Source organism: Allorhizobium ampelinum S4 (assembly GCF_000016285.1).
Classification (GTDB): Bacteria; Pseudomonadota; Alphaproteobacteria; order Rhizobiales; family Rhizobiaceae; genus Allorhizobium; species Allorhizobium ampelinum.
Genome location: NC_011989.1, coordinates 384,837 through 402,005, shown reverse-complemented (window position 1 = coordinate 402,005; position 17,169 = coordinate 384,837). Strand labels below are relative to the sequence as shown.

The 17,169-nt window shown below is 57.6% G+C and carries 15 protein-coding genes and 1 tRNA gene; 9 read left to right on the top strand and 7 right to left on the bottom strand.

The features are described 5' to 3' along the window. Positions 1 to 96 precede the first annotated feature (96 nt). On the bottom strand, positions 97 to 954 hold the full coding sequence (dapD, locus tag AVI_RS01925) for a 2,3,4,5-tetrahydropyridine-2,6-dicarboxylate N-succinyltransferase (RefSeq protein ID WP_015914758.1): 858 nt from the start codon (positions 952 to 954) through the stop codon (positions 97 to 99). A gap of 266 nt (positions 955 to 1,220) precedes the next feature. Here dapD and AVI_RS01920 point away from each other — a divergent pair, with 266 nt between their 5' ends. Continuing rightward, the gene (locus AVI_RS01920; RefSeq protein ID WP_015914757.1) at positions 1,221 to 2,099 is read left to right on the top strand and encodes an LOG family protein; all 879 of its coding nucleotides are present in this window, start codon (positions 1,221 to 1,223) and stop codon (positions 2,097 to 2,099) included. Between the two features lie 249 nt (positions 2,100 to 2,348). Here AVI_RS01920 and AVI_RS01915 read toward each other — a convergent pair whose 3' ends face one another. Further along, positions 2,349 to 3,584 carry a flagellar hook protein FlgE gene (locus AVI_RS01915; protein WP_015914756.1) on the bottom strand — a complete coding sequence of 412 codons (1,236 nt, stop codon included), beginning with the start codon at positions 3,582 to 3,584 and terminating at the stop codon, positions 2,349 to 2,351. Between the two features lie 460 nt (positions 3,585 to 4,044). Here AVI_RS01915 and AVI_RS01910 point away from each other — a divergent pair, with 460 nt between their 5' ends. Beyond that, complete coding sequence (locus AVI_RS01910; RefSeq protein WP_049777261.1) at positions 4,045 to 5,274, top strand: DNA recombination protein RmuC; 1,230 nt, start codon at positions 4,045 to 4,047, stop codon at positions 5,272 to 5,274. An 86-nt stretch (positions 5,275 to 5,360) separates the two neighbouring features. Beyond that, on the top strand, positions 5,361 to 6,260 hold the full coding sequence (locus tag AVI_RS01905) for a ribokinase (RefSeq protein WP_015914754.1): 900 nt from the start codon (positions 5,361 to 5,363) through the stop codon (positions 6,258 to 6,260). A gap of 57 nt (positions 6,261 to 6,317) precedes the next feature. On the opposite strand, the gene argB is transcribed toward AVI_RS01905, so the two are convergent. After that, entirely contained in the window at positions 6,318 to 7,205 is an 888-nt protein-coding gene (gene argB, locus AVI_RS01900) for an acetylglutamate kinase (protein WP_015914753.1), read from the bottom strand. 146 nt (positions 7,206 to 7,351) lie between these two features. Here argB and AVI_RS01895 point away from each other — a divergent pair, with 146 nt between their 5' ends. The 3 genes from AVI_RS01895 to AVI_RS01885 all read left to right on the top strand — a co-directional run bounded on the left by AVI_RS01895 (position 7,352) and on the right by AVI_RS01885 (position 9,419). Next, a complete protein-coding gene (locus AVI_RS01895; RefSeq protein WP_041697416.1) occupies positions 7,352 to 7,888 on the top strand; it encodes a sigma-70 family RNA polymerase sigma factor in 537 nt (178 codons plus the stop codon). Further along, complete coding sequence (locus AVI_RS01890) at positions 7,885 to 8,607, top strand: anti-sigma factor (RefSeq protein WP_015914751.1); 723 nt, start codon at positions 7,885 to 7,887, stop codon at positions 8,605 to 8,607. The genes AVI_RS01895 and AVI_RS01890 overlap by 4 nt, the downstream gene beginning before the upstream one ends. 254 nt (positions 8,608 to 8,861) lie before the next feature. Next, positions 8,862 to 9,419, top strand: coding sequence for a fasciclin domain-containing protein (locus AVI_RS01885; RefSeq protein WP_015914750.1), 558 nt, complete (start codon positions 8,862 to 8,864; stop codon positions 9,417 to 9,419). Between the two features lie 191 nt (positions 9,420 to 9,610). Here AVI_RS01885 and yihA read toward each other — a convergent pair whose 3' ends face one another. The 4 genes from yihA to rpmH all read right to left on the bottom strand — a co-directional run bounded on the left by yihA (position 9,611) and on the right by rpmH (position 12,772). Further along, positions 9,611 to 10,270, bottom strand: a complete 660-nt coding sequence (gene yihA, locus AVI_RS01880) for a ribosome biogenesis GTP-binding protein YihA/YsxC (RefSeq protein ID WP_015914749.1) — start codon at positions 10,268 to 10,270, stop codon at positions 9,611 to 9,613. A gap of 86 nt (positions 10,271 to 10,356) precedes the next feature. After that, on the bottom strand, positions 10,357 to 12,216 hold the full coding sequence (gene yidC, locus AVI_RS01875; RefSeq protein WP_041696129.1) for a membrane protein insertase YidC: 1,860 nt from the start codon (positions 12,214 to 12,216) through the stop codon (positions 10,357 to 10,359). Further along, a complete protein-coding gene (gene rnpA, locus AVI_RS01870; RefSeq protein ID WP_015914747.1) occupies positions 12,216 to 12,605 on the bottom strand; it encodes a ribonuclease P protein component in 390 nt (129 codons plus the stop codon). Before rnpA ends, yidC begins: the two co-directional genes overlap by 1 nt. Positions 12,606 to 12,637: 32 nt before the next feature. Continuing rightward, positions 12,638 to 12,772: a 50S ribosomal protein L34 gene (gene rpmH / locus AVI_RS29430; protein WP_080516945.1), complete on the bottom strand. Its 135-nt coding sequence runs from the start codon at positions 12,770 to 12,772 to the stop codon at positions 12,638 to 12,640. Positions 12,773 to 13,210: 438 nt separating this feature from the next. Here rpmH and AVI_RS01865 point away from each other — a divergent pair, with 438 nt between their 5' ends. From AVI_RS01865 to AVI_RS01855, 3 genes are all read left to right on the top strand, one after another. Then, positions 13,211 to 14,683 (top strand): ATP-binding protein, encoded by a 1,473-nt coding sequence (locus AVI_RS01865; RefSeq protein WP_041696126.1) that lies wholly within the window; start codon positions 13,211 to 13,213, stop codon positions 14,681 to 14,683. 157 nt (positions 14,684 to 14,840) lie between these two features. Then, positions 14,841 to 14,917: transfer RNA gene (locus AVI_RS01860), tRNA-Arg, on the top strand. 327 nt (positions 14,918 to 15,244) lie between these two features. Next, entirely contained in the window at positions 15,245 to 17,164 is a 1,920-nt protein-coding gene (locus AVI_RS01855; protein WP_080516944.1) for a HAMP domain-containing methyl-accepting chemotaxis protein, read from the top strand. The last annotated feature ends 5 nt before the right edge of the window (positions 17,165 to 17,169 follow it).

Sequence of the window (17,169 nt, the reverse complement as noted above, 5' to 3'; positions counted from 1 at the left end):
TGAGAACGAGACAAGGGAAAAGGATGGACGCCATCAAGGCTGAAAGGGGCAGGAGCCAGCCAAGGACGCCGTGTTCCTGCCCAGAAAAGCCGCAGATCAGTCGCGTAGCAGCTCGTTGATACCGGTCTTGGAGCGGGTCTGGGCATCGACGCGTTTGACGATCACGGCGCAATAGAGGCTGGGCGCCGGCAAGCCGTTCGGCATGGTGTTGGGCGATGGCATGGAGCCTGCGACAACCACGGAATACGGCGGCACTTCACCATACATTACCTCGCCGGTGGCGCGGTCGATGATCTTGGTGGATTTGCCGATATAGACACCCATGCCGAGCACGGCGCCTTCACGAATGATGCAGCCTTCCACGACTTCGGAGCGCGCGCCGATGAAGCAATTGTCCTCGATAATGGTCGGCCCGGCCTGCATCGGCTCCAGCACCCCACCAATGCCGACGCCGCCCGACAGATGCACATGGCGGCCGATCTGGGCGCAGGAGCCTACCGTCGCCCAGGTATCGACCATGGTGCCCTCGCCGACATAAGCGCCGAGATTGACAAAGGACGGCATCAGAATGGCATTGGGGGCAATGAAAGCCGAGTGACGCACCACCGCATTGGGCACGGCGCGGAAACCGGCGGCGCGGAACTGGTTTTCACCCCAGCCTTCGAATTTGGACGGCACCTTGTCCCACCAGGTCGAAGCCCCCGGCCCGCCCTTGACGACCTCCATGTCATTGAGACGGAAGGAGAGCAGCACAGCCTTTTTCAGCCATTGATGCACGGTCCATTGGCCATCCTCTCCACGGGTGGCAACCCGTACCTTACCCTGGTCGAGCAGGGCAAGCGATTGCTCGACAGCATCGCGCACTTCGCCCTTGGTCGACAGGGTAATGGTGTCGCGATTGTCGAAAGCGGTATCGATGACGGTCTGTAAAGAGGAGAGGTCCATAGCGCTCATGAGGATTCCTTAAACTTCATTGGCTAACGTCAAGTCCCGATGCCATCGGTCCTGCGTTGATAAACTGGTGATTTCCTCTAACGCATTGGCTTGCCCTTGGGAACCGCTCAGCGTCCTTTCGGACGGATGTTTTCCAAGGCGGTGCCGCAGCTTTGATCACCACATGGATGCGAGACGTCCGTCGGCAGAAAGCGCCGCCGCCGTCATAAATCCCACTCGATTGACGGGATCATGCAGCAGTGCGGCAAGAGATGAAAGGTTCGAAGATGGCGAAGATGCGCAATGGAAAACGGCGAAAGACGGATGGCAGCTGGGCGCCGCTGAAGGACAACCAGACGGATCGGCGAAATGCCAGGATCGTTCCCCAGACGCCGCAAACGCTGTCGCCGTCCTATCGCCTCGCCTATGCCGATGACGATTTTTTGTGCCGGGAAGAATTGCGCCCGGTGCGCCTGCAACTGGAATTGCTGAAAACCGAAATGGTGCTTTCCGAACGGGGTATCAAATCCACCGTGGTGATGTTTGGCGGCGCGCGCATTCCGGCACCCGGCCAATCCGCCTGGGCGGCGCGCAACGACATACAGCGGCGCAATCTCGAAGCCGCATCGGTATTTTATGACGAGGCCCGCGCATTTGCCCGGCAATGCAGCCAATACGCGGCACGGTTCGACTATCAGGAATATGTGATCGTCACCGGCGGCGGGCCAGGCGTGATGGAAGCCGGAAATCGCGGCGCCGCCGACGTCGGTGCGCCATCGATCGGCTTGAATATCGTGCTGCCGCATGAACAGGCGCCCAATGCGTTCGTGACGCCGGACCTGTCCTTCAACTTCCACTATTTTGCCATCCGCAAGATGCATTTCCTGATGCGGGCCAAGGCAATCGTCGTCTTTCCCGGCGGTTTCGGCACGCTGGACGAGATGTTCGAGGCGGTGACGCTGATCCAGACCAAGCGTATGGCACCGATTCCGCTCATCCTGTTCGGTCGGGAATTCTGGCACAGGATCATTGATTTCGACAGCCTGGCGGAGTTTGGAACCATTGCACCCGACGATGTCAAGCTGTTGAGCTTTGTCGAAACCGCTGACGAGGCCTGGGATATCATCGCCCGGCGGTATGAAATAGAAACGGCTGAAACCGCGTGATTGTATGGGACGACCTATGCGGAAAAAAGGAAAAACCTGCCGTGCGGGCACACGGCAGGTTTTCCGGGAATCGCCATCGGAATGAGCGACGGCGATCAAGCGTGGCGCGCTGGTAAAGGAATGGGCCTTCCCTTTGCTCCCATTGCAGCGCCATGCGCCATATAGGGCGATGACGCTGTAACGCTTTATATCTGCTGCATAATCTTTCCATGCGTTCAGAGAGATGACAGCCGATAGATCTGCAATCCGTTACCGGACCATGTTGATGACGGTGTCGAGCATGTCGGCCGCCGTCTGGAACACCTTGGAGTTAGCGCTATAGGCGCGCTGAGCAGCGATCATGTCCGACAGTTCAGACGCAAGGTCGACGTTTGAACTTTCCAGCGTGCTGGATTCGATGGTGCCGAAGCTGCCTGTGCCAGCAAAGCCGACGACGACGGTACCGGAATCGGCATCCACCTTATAGGCAGTGCCGCCAACCTCCTCGAGGTTGTCAGGGCTGGCAACGGTGGCAAGCGCAATCTTGTAGGTATCTGTCGTGGTTCCGTCGGAAGATACGGTGCTGATAACGCCATCACTGCCGATCGTGTAGTCGGACGAGCTGCTGGCAGCACTGCCGTTTGCGCTACCCTCTATGCTGGTGGAGGTGGCCGTCTGGGTGATATCCGAAAAATCGAGATCAATCGTAAGGCCTGTCTCGGAATCGGTGAAGGACAGGGTGCTCGTGCTGCCGTCTTCCAACTCCCCTGCGCTATCGAAGGTCAATGTTGTCGAGCCTAGCTCACCATTATCATAGGGGAAGCTGGTTCCGTCATCATCGTCATTAGCCTCATCATTGCGGTAGATCGAAACTTCCCACTCATCGTCATCGGTCTTGGTAAAATAAATGTCGTATTGGGTTGAGGCACCTTGTTCGTCATACGTGACGATCGACGACTTCGCCGTGAAGGTGGCATCCGCCGAGTTCGAAGACGGTGTATCGCCAGAAACCACCTCTTCATCGCTTTCCAGATTGCCGCTGACTTCGCCGGTGGTCGTGGCCGATGCCGTGACCTCGCTGGTGTCGATTTTCACCGGTTCAAGACCGTCGAAACCATTGATGACAGAAGCCGGTTCGCCGTTGTCGTAGGAGTAGCCCAGCAGCGTATAGCCGGATGAGTTCACAAGGTAACCATCCTCGTCAATCTCGAAGTCACCCTGACGGGTCAGGAAAACATCACCCTCATCATCCTGCACAACGAAATATCCGTCACCGTCGATCGCCAGATCCGTCTCCGACGAGGTCGACTCGAGATCACCCGACTGGGACACTGTTTGGGTGGTCGTCGAAGTCGTTCCGCCATTCACCAAACTGGAAAACGCAGTCTCCGTGCCTTTGTAGCCGGTCGTGCTCGTATTGGAAATATTATCCCCGATGGAGGTGAGTTTATTGGACTGCGCCGTCAGCCCCGATACCGATGAGTTCATTGCAGATGCAAGAGACATATAACGGTCTTTCTGTATAATTGTTGTCGTAGCGAATTGATGTCTATAAAAACTTGTGTGAGGCTTACGGCTTTTCTATTCATTTGATTTTATTTCCATATTTTAAATCCAGCCGCAGATTCACCTGGGTTGAAACGACCTTGGAGAATGCTTGGCCATGCAGCTGCACGCCCTGCGAATCGGGGAAATGAAATGGAGACGGCAAAATGGGCGATGGCTGGCAGCCCTGCCCTCGCTTGGGGGCATCTGAAACAGGCGAAACCGCTGGCGTTAACGGGCGCGATAACGGCTTTTCGGTCTCTTCAACGCAGGCCTGACAACTCCAGCAATTTTGATTTTCGAAATATTTGATAGAATTCCTGGCGATGTCCTTGCCGAAAAACTGGTGGCACTACAGAATTTGTTCACGATTTGATCTAGCCTTCATCAACAAACCTGCTAGATTGCGCCTATGAACCAAATGCTTTCCGCCCTCAGCAGACCCGCACTGGCCTATGGTGAAAACCAGTTCAGCTTCGGCGCCGTGGCGCTGATCCTGGCCGTGATCGTGCTCGCTGCTCTCTGGCTGCGGCTCTGTTTAAAACTTCGACAAAAGGAAGATTTCGACCTCGGAGCCGCGATTGCCGCCGAGCGGCAGGCAAGCGAGGATCGACGTCTCGAGGCCTTGATGCAGGCGCAAGCCGAAATGCAGGGCCGGCTTGCCACCATGGCGGACCTGTTCGGCGCCCGGCAATCGGAGTTCAACCGCAGCATCAACGAGCGACTGGACGGCATGACCCATCGCTTGGGAAGCACGATTACCGAACAGACGAAATCCACCCATGACAATCTGCGTATCCTGCAGGAACGGCTGGCGGTTATCGATGCCGCGCAGAACAACATCCAGTCCCTGGCAAAGGATGTGGTCGGGTTGCAGGCCATTCTGTCCAACAAGCAGACGCGCGGCGCCTTCGGTCAGGCACGGATGGAAACCATTATAGCCGATGGCCTGCCGATGGGCGCCTACGCCTTCCAGGACACGCTCTCCAACGGATCAAGGCCCGATTGCACCATCCGGATGCCGAACGGTCAGCCGCCGCTGGTGATCGACGCCAAATTTCCACTCGAAGCCTGGAACGCCATCCGTGACGGGACGACGCCAGAACAGAAAAAACTCGCTGGCCAGCAGTTTCGGCGCGATATGGAGGTGCATCTCAAGGATATTGCCGAGAAATACCTGATGCACGGTGAGACACAGGACACCGCCTTCCTGTTTGTCCCATCCGAATCGATCTTTGCGGAGATCCACGAGAATTTCGAGGGGATCGTCCAGCGCGCCCATAAGCTGCGGGTGGTGATCGTTTCGCCCTCCCTGCTGATGCTGTCGATCCAGGTCATCCAGGCCGTGCTGAAGGATCAGCGGATGCGCGAACAGGCCCACCTGATCCAGGGCGAGGTCATCCATCTGATGGAGGATCTCGGGCGGCTCGACGAGCGGACCCGCAAGCTGCAAAGCCATTTCCTGGCCGCCCAGAAAGATGTCGAGATGATCCTGACCTCGACCGACAAGCTCAATCGGCGCAGTGCCAGAATAGAGGCGATGGATTTTGCCAGCGCGCCCGATCCGACGGCAAAGCCAGCACCACAAACAGATGCTAGCGTCGAGAGCCGGACCGGTCTTCTCAAGCTGCGCCTTGTTGACGAAGACTGATCCCTGCCGCAAAACAGAGCCCGAATCAGTCGGACCGGTTTCCTTCAGGCCCGCATCGTTCAAGCAGCATCGTCAGGAGTGCGCCCATGATTACCGTTTTCGGCTCCATCAACATGGATCTCATCGCGACCACCAGCCGTCTGCCCAAGCCAGGTGAGACAGTGGCCGGCAACGGCTTTGCCACGGCAGCCGGCGGCAAGGGCGCCAATCAGGCGCTTGCTGCACGCCGCGCAGGCGCCCAGGTGCGGATGGCCGGTGCGGTCGGCAAGGACGGGTTCGCCGCCCCTGCACTGGCGCTTCTGGAGGAAAGCGGAACGGATCTAGACAGCGTCAAGACCGTAGCGGAGGCAACCGGAACCGCACTCATTCTCGTCGGCGGTGACGGCGAGAACATGATTGCCGTCGTTCCAGGCGCCAATGGCAGCCTGACCAGCGCCGATGCCAGCGCCGCCATCAAGACCATGACTCGCAATGACAGTCTGGTGCTGCAATTGGAAATTCCAGCCGCAGCCGTCGAAACCGCCCTGCATGAAGCAAAGGCTGCCGGGATCCGCAGCATCCTCAATATCGCCCCACTAACCGAGGAGGCCGCGCGCCTCGGACGAATGGCCGATATCGTCATTGCCAATGAAACCGAATTCGAGCGGCTGGCTGGTGAGACCAACATGGGGGCTGCGGAACGCGAAGCCGCGCTTGTCCGCCTACATGGCGAAACCGGCCAAATCCTAATCGTGACGCTGGGCGCCGAAGGCGTCATCGCCATACGCGACGGTAAGATTGAGCGTGCATCCGGCTTGACCATCGAGCCGGTCGATACTGTCGGTGCCGGGGACACCTTCTGCGGTTATCTGGCCGCTGGTCTCGACGCGGGCTTTGCCTTCGAGGAGGCGCTGCACCGCGCTGCCGTCGCCGGGTCCCTGGCCTGCCTGAAAGCTGGTGCGCAACCCGCTATTCCGCTAGCAGAAGCCGTCACGGAAAGACTCTGATGCCGGATCGGCGCCGTGCTTGATTCAGCGCGGCGCCGAAGGCCTGACTGCATAGCTTCAAGGCACGATCAGCGTACCCGCGCCATGTTCCGTGAAGATTTCTAGCAGCACGGAATGCGCCGTCTTGCCGTTCAGGATGACAACGCCATGCACGCCGGCATTGATCGCGTCGATGCAGGTTTCCACTTTGGGGATCATGCCACCGGAAATCGTGCCATCCTTGATCAAGGCGCGGGCCTGGGCGACCGACAATTCCTTGAATAGCTCGCCATTCTTGTCCAGTACACCAGGGACATCGGTCAGAAACAGCAGGCGGTCGGCCCTGAGCGCACCGGCAATGGCACCGGCAAAGGTATCGGCATTGATATTATAGGTATGCCCGTCCCGACCGGGGGCGACGGGGGCGATGACCGGGATCATTTCGGATTTCGCCAGGAGATCGAGCAGCGTGCGATCGACCTCGACCACTTCACCGACAAAGCCAAGGTCCAGAACCCGCTCGATATGGGAATCCGGATCAATCACGGTTTTCTTGGCCTTTTCGGCAAATACCATGTTGCCGTCCTTGCCACAGAGTCCGATCGCCCATTCGCCGGTCTGGTTGATCAGCGCGACGATTTCCTTGTTGATCGATCCGGCCAGCACCATTTCAACGATTTCGACGGTTTTCTGGTCGGTGACGCGCAAGCCACCTTCGAATTTCGATTCGATCCCCATCTTGGTCAGCATTGCGCCGATCTGCGGGCCACCGCCATGCACGACAATCGGATTGACGCCGGACTGTTTCAGCAGCGCGATATCGGCGGCAAAGGCCCGGCCCAATTCTGCGTCGCCCATGGCATGGCCACCATATTTCACGACAATCGTCTTGTTTTCATAGCGCTGCATGAAGGGCAACGCCTGCGCAAGAAGGCGGGCCTGGGTTTGGCTTTCGGAGGCGCTCATTGAGGATCCCTTCGGTTGGTTCGGCGCCTTTTACCTCAAGAATACGGCAGATGGAATAATCCAGACGGCACTGTTGATCGAAATGATATGGGGAAACTGCAATGAACGCAGCTATCCCTGGACCATTACGCGAAGTGGATGCATGGATGAGCGATGAGATCGGGATATTGCTGGGGAAAATTGCGCTCAAGGACCGTATGGCCCTGTCGGAGCTCTATCGGCGCACCAGCCCGAAACTTTTTGGCATCTGCCTCCGTCTGCTGAAAGACAGGAGCGAGGCGGAAGACGCAATGCAGGAAATCTTCGTCAAAATCTGGCAGAGGGCTCAAAGCTTTGCCGCGACAGGCCATAACGCCATGGGCTGGCTTGGAACGATTGCCCGTTACCATTGCATCGACCGCCTGCGCACGCGGACGCCAGTTTCTATAGAACTCGACGAGGCTTGGCATGTTGCCGACAGCGCGCCAGACCCGGAACAGACCGCCAGCATACGCAGTGAAGGAAAGCGCATTGACAGCTGCATGGAAGCGTTGGAAGCTGATCGTGCCGCCGCCGTGCGGCAGGCCTATGTGGAGGGGCTTAGCTATCAGGAGTTAGCGGAGCAGTTCAATGTACCGTTGAACACGATGAGGACATGGCTGCGACGCAGCCTTTTGGCATTGAGAGAGTGCTTGGAAAGATGACGACACCGGATCAGAGCAAGGGGGACCGCTCCAGGGACGAGGTTCTGGCGGGGGAATATGTGCTCGGCGTGCTTTCGGCCCAAGGCCGCGTTGAGGTGGAGGCCCGGCTGAAGCGGGATAGACCCTTCGCCGCCATTGTCCAGCGCTGGGAGGAAAACCTTTCACAGTTCAATGACGACTATGGCGTGGAATTGCCGCGGCCGGAAAGTTTCCAGAAGCTGGAAGCGCGGTTGTTTATCGACCGGAGCAACGGCCCGGCTGGTCCCTGGGCGAGGCTTTGGCATTCCGTCCCCTTCTGGCGCGGCCTGTCGTTGACCAGTCTGATCGCGGTCGCCAGCCTGGTCGGCGTCGAGCTTGGCATGTGGGAAAGCCGTTACGCGGTTCGTCCGCTGGTGGCAGATCTGCAAACTCAAAATGCAGATTTGTCGCTGGTTGCCAGCTATGACAGGCAAAGTGGACGGTTGCGCGTCACGCCGGTCGCGTCGCGTGCCGAAGGTCAGAAGTCGCTGGAATTATGGATGGTCGAGGCGAATAAGCCACCGCGCTCGCTTGGCGTGCTCCCGCAATCGGGTGAGGGTGAATTCCTGGTTCCCGACAGCATGCGCCCACGTCTGAAGGATGGCGTCACGCTCGCCGTCAGCATCGAGCCTTTTGGCGGCTCGCCGACGGGGATTGCCACTGGACCGGTGATCGCTTCCGGCAAAACCCATATCCCTTAAGAGAAATAGTGCTTTAAAATCAAAATATTAAAAGTCATTTTCACTTTTCTGCTCAGACCCTGAAACTCTTTTTCCCAAATCTCCGTCTTTACCATTGTCCCCGCCTTTGCGCGGGGACGTTACAACGGCCTGCATCTGGCAACACCATCCAAGGCTGCTGTATCGGTTTTCAATCTGCTGCATGGTTTCTGGCCGATCCGGCCTGCGGCCATGCGAGCCAAAGACATAATCAACCGGGAAGAGGACCTAGACCCATGACCAAGACCACCCTTCGCCTGCTGGCCGCCGTTTCCATCATCGCGGCCGGAAGCGCCGTGGCCTTTGCCAAGAACCCGATGGTCGGTGGCGCCGCCATGTATGAAAACAAGAATATCGTTGAAAACGCCGTTAATTCCAAGGATCACACGACCCTTGTCGCCGCAGTCAAGGCGGCTGGCCTGGTCGAAACACTGGAGGGCAAAGGGCCGTTCACGGTCTTTGCACCCACCAACGAAGCCTTCGATAAATTGCCAAAAGGCACCGTGGAAACCCTGCTGAAGCCGGAAAACAAGGAAAAACTGACCAAGGTGTTGACCTGCCACGTGGTTGCCGCCGATGCCATGTCCACGGCCATCGAAAAGATGATCAAGGACGATGGCGGTGAGCATGACGTCAAGACGGTTGGCGGCTGCGTGCTGAAGGCCAAGGAATCCAAGGGAAAAATCACCCTGACGGATGAGACCGGCGGCGTTGCCCATGTGACCATCGCCGATGTGAAACAGTCGAATGGCGTTATCCACGTCATCGACAAGGTCTTGCTGCCGAAGATGTAACCCCCTCACAGTCTGATCTGGAAGAGCGGCTGGCGGGCCGCTAATCCGGTAAAGACTGGCAGTTTCGGCAGTGCCCGGCGGTAGAGTGCCACCTACCGCCGGGCTTTTTTTATAATCTCGTCAGGCACATCAAAATAAGTGCCTTAACCGGCAGGCCCAGCGGTCACGCCAAAGCCGGGAGCCTCATGACATCAGCCGAAATGCCCGACGGTTTCGCAAATCGCCGCACGCAATTCTTTCAGTCCCTTGTCCTTTTCCGAGGACGTCGAAAGCACAAAGGGATAGGCCGCCGGACGCTTGCGGATTTTCTCGAGGGTTTCCTCGATCAGACGCGGCACGCCCGCCTCCTTGATCTTGTCGGTCTTGGTCAGCACGATCTGGTAGGACATCGCCGCCTTGTCCAGCAGCGTCAGCACATCTTCATCATTGGCCTTGATACCATGGCGGCTGTCGATCAGCAGATAAACCCGCTTCAACGTCGCCCTTCCGCGCAGATAGTCGAAGACCAGCTTGGTCCACGCGTCCACATGGTCTTTGGGCGCCTTGGCATAACCATAGCCCGGCATATCGACCAGCGCCATCGGCGGCAGGTCGTCGCCCTCGCCGCTATAGCCCTCGGGAACGAAATAGTTCAGCTCCTGGGTCCGGCCCGGCGTATTGGATGTGCGCGCCAGACCCTTCTGGCCGACGAGGGCGTTGATCAGCGATGATTTCCCCACATTGGAGCGCCCCGCAAAGGCAATCTCCAGCGGGCCTTCCGGCGGCAGAAATTTCATCGATGGCACGCCTCGGATAAAAATCCATGGCCGGCCGAACAGCGGCTGGTCGCTCGTTGCCTTTGTTGCAGTCATCGTCTTCTCTCCTGCGGCAGATCCTGATCCACCGATCAAACAAAAACCCCGGCGCGAGGCCGGGGCTTTGCTGTCATCTGGCCTGATTACTTCGTCTTAGCGGATTTTCGCTGGAAAAGCCCCTTGAGATTATCAAACAGTTCGATCTTCACACCGTGACGTTTCATGATGATCGATTGCTGCAACACCGACAGGGTATTGTTCCATGCCCAATAAATCACCAGACCAGCCGGGAAAGACCCGAGCATGAAGGTGAAGACCAGCGGCATCCAGTTGAACAGCATGGCCTGGGTCGGGTCCGGCGGCGTCGGGTTCATACGCATCTGCACGAACATGGTGATGCCCATGATGATCGGCCAGATGCCGAGATGCAACATGGCGGGCGACTCGAACGGCAGCAGGCCGAACAGGTTGACAAAGCTGGTTGGATCTGGAGCCGACAAGTCATGAATCCAGCCAAAGAACGGCGCGTGGCGCATTTCAATAGTGATATAAATCACTTTGTAGAGCGCGAAAAACACCGGGATCTGCAACAGCAGCGGCCAGCAGCCGGCGACCGGATTGATCTTCTCGGTCTTGTAGAGCTCCATCATCGCCTGTTGCAGGGCCATACGGTCATCGCCGTGCTTGGCCTTCAACTCTTCCATCTTTGGCTGCATGCGCTTCATATTGGCCATGGACGCATATTGCTTGCTGGCCAGCGGGAAGAACAACAGTTTGACGGCAATTGTGGTCAGCAGGATAGCCACGCCAAAATTGCCAACCTGACGGAAGAAGAAGTCCATCAGCTTAAACATCGGCTTGGTGAGGAAATAGAACCAGCCCCAATCGATCAGAAGATCGAAACGAGGAATGTCATATTGTTGTACCGTGTCTTTGGCACCGGCAAACAGATTGGTAAACGCCTGTCCGAACCAGGACTTGTCGAGCGCATAGCCATCAACAACAGGAACTTCCTTGGCGCCGGCAAACAGCAGCGTCTTCAGCGTGGTCGATTGGCCCGGTGCAATCGTCACCGGATCGTTCTTGTAATCCGCCTGGAAGCGAGCCTGACCATCGGTAAAATGCGAGAAGCGGGAATCATAAGCCAGCGATTGCGGTGGCACGAGGGTCGCTGCCCAATATTTATCGGTAATCCCTAGCCAGCCACCGGTTGCCTTGGCGTTGGTCTCGTTTTCTTTTTCGATAGCCGCATATTTTGCTTCGACCGAGGCAAACTTACCATCGCCCGAGCCCATCACGCCGATAAAGCCTTCATGCAGCACATAGGTGGAGGCAACGGCGGGCTTGTTGTAGCGGGTAACACGGCCATAGGGGGCAAGGCTGATGTCAGCACCCCCGGCATTGGCAACCGTGTCTTCGATCGTGAACATATAATGCTTGTCGACCGAGATCTTCCGGCTGAAGGTCAGGCCGGTTTCATTGGTATAGGTCAGCGTCACCGGGGTGGTTTCGGTCAGCGTCTGGCCATCCTTGACCGTCCAGACCGTCGATGGTCCTGGCACGCTGCCGGATTTCTCGCCGCCGATAAAGCCGATTTCGGCGAAATAACCGTCCTTGGTATCGGCCGGATTGAGCAGGGTAATGATCGGGCTCGTCTTGTCGACGGTCTCGTGATAGCCCTTCAGGCGAAGATCGTCGAGCCGTGCACCCGTGAGATTGATGGAGCCGGACAGCGCTTCGGTATTGATTTCAACCCGAGCCGACTTGGCGACAGCGTCTTCGCGGCTTGTCGTGGCGCTGGCCTGGGTCTGACCCGGCAGCGCGCCATTGACGGCAGCACCCGGCGTTGCCTGAGTGGCCGGGGTCTTTGCCTGTTGGGCCTGCTGGGCCTGTTCAGCCTGTCTTTGCGCCTCGATCCGCGGGTTCATGTAGAAGAACTGCCAGCCCAGGACGACCATCACCGACAGTGCAATCGCGATGAGATAATTGCGGTTGTTTTCCATCATACTTTCCTGGAACGGGCCGTATCTTGACGCCGAACATTGGATTTTTCTTGAATACGGCGCTGCAACACGTCCCGAAGCTCGCCAAAAGGAGCCGACAGCACGTCGCGTCGCGCAACGATCACATAGTCATGTCCGGGCTGCATTGCAAAGCCCGCGCCAGTCCGTACAGCTTCTTTTAACCGGCGTCGCATACGATTGCGCTCAACAGCATTGCCATGCTTTTTCGTGACGGTGAAACCGACGCGAGGCGGCGTATCGGGTTCGGCCCGATCCAGCACTTCGAGGAGAATGTAGCGCCCCTTGCGCTTTTCGCCGACGCGAACAGCAAGAAACTGCGGGCGGCTTTTCAGCCGCCCGACAGTTTTGGATGTCTTGAGTGACGTCATAAGCCCGGCGCTTTCATCGGGCCAACCCGGCCTTAAGCCGAAAGACGTGCGCGGCCGCGAGCGCGACGAGCACACAGAACCTTACGGCCACCCTTGGTTGCCATGCGAGCGCGAAAGCCGTGACGACGTGCGCGAACGAGCTTGGACGGTTGATAGGTACGCTTCATTTTTTTAAATACCGCGGTGTGCGGCCCTTCTTGGGTTTGCAACGAATTGCAAGAGCGTTAGGATTAAGGCAAGCATTACGGGCCCGCAGAACGGGAAACCTATGCAAGCCGCGCGGCTTATACGGAGGATAGAGGCGAGAGTCAATCTCGCCAGGGCTTTCCCGGGTTTAGAACCACGCCAAAATCCACCGGAACCGGGCGTTTTTTCGCTTGTCGCCATTCAAGCATACGCCTGCCAGACCCATCAATTATCCCTCGCCTAACATGCTAGACCGAGCCTTACTCACCATATTTGATGTATCGCGCCGGAACCGAAATCTTTGTTGCACCGCATTTTACCGGATGCATGAGGCATGGTATGCTGTGGTCGACATGATGCGGCACAGCTGGCAAACGGTACAGAAAACCAAAGTACCACCCGGCAAAATGAGGCAGTCGATGGGCAGGCGAAAGGCACAGGACGCAAAGCAGGCGCAGGCAGCGTCGATGCCCAGCCGGTTGCGCGGGCTTTCCGGCAAGCTGCTGGTGTTGACCGTCATTTTCGTCCTTGCGGCGCAGGTGCTGATTTTTGCTCCGTCGATTGCCACGATGCGCCTCAATTGGCTGAAAAACCACATCAACAAGGCCGCGGCCGCCGCAGTGGTGATTGATGGGCTACAGCCGCCTGAACTTCCCAAGGATGTCCAGGCCGACACCCTGCTTGCTACCGGAACCAAGGCGATTGCGCTCACCAAGGATGGCACGACGCGGCTGCTGGCCATGGCGGACATGCCACAAGAAGTGGATGGTCAATATGACATTTCCGATGTGGGAACATTGACCGCCATCAAGGACGCAGTCGACACCCTGCTATTCGGCGGCAATAGACTGATCAGCGTTTCCGGCCCGATCGGCGACACGTCGATGCGAGTGGAAGTGGTGATGTCCGATGCGCCTCTGCATCGCGGACTATTGGCTTATGCAACGCGCATTGCCGTCGTGTCGTTGATCATTTCGGTGATCACCGGCCTCCTGCTGTTCGTGACGCTGAATCGGATGCTCATCAATCCGATTCGGCGACTGAGCCGCAATATACAGGCGTTTGCCAGCGACCCGGAAAATCCTGATAGGGTCATGGAGGTGATCAGTGGTCGCGACGAATTGGCCTTTGTCGCCCGCCATCTGGCCACGATGCAGGAGGATCTGCAAAAGACCCTGAGGCAGCAGAAAAGCCTGGCCGATCTCGGCCTTGCCGTTTCCAAGATCAATCATGACATGCGCAATATCCTTGCCTCTGCCCAGTTGATGTCCGATCGGTTGGTGGATGTCGACGATCCCATGGTGAAGAGCTTTGCGCCTAAACTGGTCCGCACGATCGACCGAGCCGTGGGCTATACGAGTGAAGTGCTTGCCTATGGACAGGCTTCGGAAGCCGAACCCCGCCGGCGCCGATTTGTGCTTTCCACGCTCAGCCAGGAAGTTCAGGATATCCTTGCCCTGGACAAGGGCATCGACTTTGTCGATCAGATTTCACCCGACATCGAAATCGACGCCGACAGCGAACAATTGTTCCGTGTCATTCATAATCTCTGCCGCAATGCTGCCCAGGCGCTTTCATCCGCCATGACGGAAATGACCACCGCAACACCCCGCATCTTGCTATCGGCTCACCGCATCGGCAGCGTTGTTGCAATCACCGTTGACGACAACGGCCCTGGCCTGCCGCGCAAGGCCCGCGAAAACCTGTTCACACCGTTTCGCGGCTCAGCCAGATCGGGCGGCACGGGCCTTGGCCTGGCCATCGCCCGCGAAATCGTGCTGGCGCATGGGGGAACGATCGCGCTTATGGAAAAACCCTCCTCCGGCACACAGTTCCGGATCGAAATTCCAGACAGGCCGGTGGCGCTCGACACCTTCCGGCTTCGAGCATAATGAAGCCGGCTTCAAGAATGACGGCGAAAAGACAAATTTCTTCAGGCCGTTAGAGACAAACTGGAAATCAAACCGGATTTTTTTACCGATTCTGCTTGCAATCAAACACGTCTCGCTTTAGAGGATCGGCACGCCAACGGAAACGACGGCGTCAGACGCACCCGTAGCTCAGCTGGATAGAGCACCAGACTACGAATCTGGGGGTCAGGAGTTCGAATCTCTTCGGGTGCGCCATTTTCCTCTTAAAATGATTAGTTGCTTGAACGCTCGTGTGTTTATGAGCACTGTAAGCGCGTCTCTAGATGCTCGCTCATCTGGAGCACAGGTGAACGGGCTCTCCGAAGCTTTTACTCAGTCTGCTAATGGGATCGATGAGGCTTTAAAATCAGCCCATCGAATTTTTGCTTTCAGTGACAATATGTCTCTCGCCGCGGCACAATCATAGGGCGTAAAATTTGCCTTCATATTCCTTATATTACCGATAACTTCATTTTTAATTTATCAATTTGGGTCAATCCTCAGGCAGCCAAATATTGGGATGCCAGCCTGGGGGGCATAGTGATGAGTTTGAGGATTTCAACGCGATTAATGGTCATGGCAGGGGCGGCGCTGATGCTTGTCATCCTCCTCGGCCTTTTCAGCTACAAGCAGACGTCCGTGGTCTTTTCGGCAGCCTCCGATACGCGGCAGGTGTGGATGCCACGGATGGCGAAACTGGATGGCATTCAGTTTACCATGTTGCGCTATCACACGACGACGATCCGCAAAACCATTGCTGTCGATCCCTCCGAAATCAAAGGGTTGGATGACGAATTCGTGGAAATGGACGCATCCATTCCGAAATCCTATGCGGATTTCCGCGCAACCCTGCGCAACGATGCTGAGAAGAAATTGTGGGGCGATTTCGAAGCCAAGTGGACCCGCTATCTCGAATTTCAAAAGAAGATCATCAACGCCGTCGCCGCCAAGGATCAGGTTGCAGCAACCGCCGCAATCGCCCCAGCCCGTCAGCCGCTGGTCGACAGCTTCATTGCGCTTGGCGAAATCATCAAGCTCAACGATAGCGGTGCGGCAGCGTCAAGCACGGCTGCCGAGGCTGCCTATACGCAGTCCTCCTATGTCACCATTGGCGTCATTCTGTTCGGCGTGCTGTTGATGAGCATCCTGACCGTCTGGATCATCCTGGGCGTGTCACGCCCTGTGACCCGCATGGCAAAGGTGATGCTGCATATTGCCGATGGCAAGCTGGATGTCACGGTACCCGACGCCGACCGCAAGGACGAAATCGGGGAAATGGCTGGCGCCGTCGAAGTCATGCGCCAGTCGGCCCTGGCGAAAGTTCAGCTGGAAGCACAGACCGAACAGAACCGGCTCAATGCGGAGCAGGAACGCAAGGATGTCCAGCGCCGCGCCGAGGAAGATGCGGAACGCCGCCTGAACGAAGCAACGGGCGCACTGGCCGCTGGCCTGAAGCGGCTGGCCTCCTGCGACCTTCTCTGCGAAATCGATCAGCAGTTTGCCGCCCAGTTCGAACCACTTCGCCACGACTTCAATGCCTCCGTCAACCAGTTGCGCTCAGCACTCGTGGCTGTGGGCCAGGTTGGCAAGGGTGTCACCAATGGCAGCGGTGAAATTTCGCAGGCTTCCGACACGCTGGCCAAGCGCACTGAACAGCAGGCCGCCTCGCTAGAGGAAACCGCGGCCGCGCTGGAGCAGATCACTTCCAACGTCCAAGCAACGTCCAAGCGGACTGGCGAAGCCCGCAATCTGGTGCGCAATGCCCGCCAGCATGCCGAACATTCGGCGACCGTGGTCAACAATGCCGTCTCCGCCATGGAGCGGATCGAGGATGCTTCGCGCAAGATCACCCAGATCATCAGCGTGATCGACGAGATCGCCTTCCAGACTAACCTTCTGGCCTTGAATGCGGGGGTCGAGGCTGCCCGCGCTGGTGAAGCAGGCAAGGGCTTTGCGGTCGTTGCCCAGGAAGTGCGCGAACTGGCGCAACGTTCCGCCAATGCCGCCAAGGAAATCAAGTCGCTGATCGGCAATTCGGAAGCGGCTGTCAGCGAAGGCGTTAAGCTGGTCAACGATACTGGCGAAGGCCTGACGACCATTTCCAAGGTGGTCGAGGACATGAACCAGCATATGGATGCCATTGCGACGGCAGCCCAGGAACAGGCCAGCGGTTTGGCGGAGGTCAATACCGCCGTCAACCATATGGATCAGGCGACTCAGCAGAATGCCGCCATGGTGGAAGAAATGAATGCCGCCGGGGCTGGTCTCAATCAGGAAAGCCGTCGCCTTTCGGATCTGCTCGCGCAATTTAGAACCGGAAACGATATCGCCCAGCCAGTGCGCTCGGCTCCTGCCTCGCCTGCGCCTGCGCCCAGAGCGCAGGCCCCGCGCAGAGCCCAGCAGTCTGTTCCGGTCAGCCATGGCAATGCCGCCGTCAGCCGCGACAATTGGGAGGAATTCTGATTTCC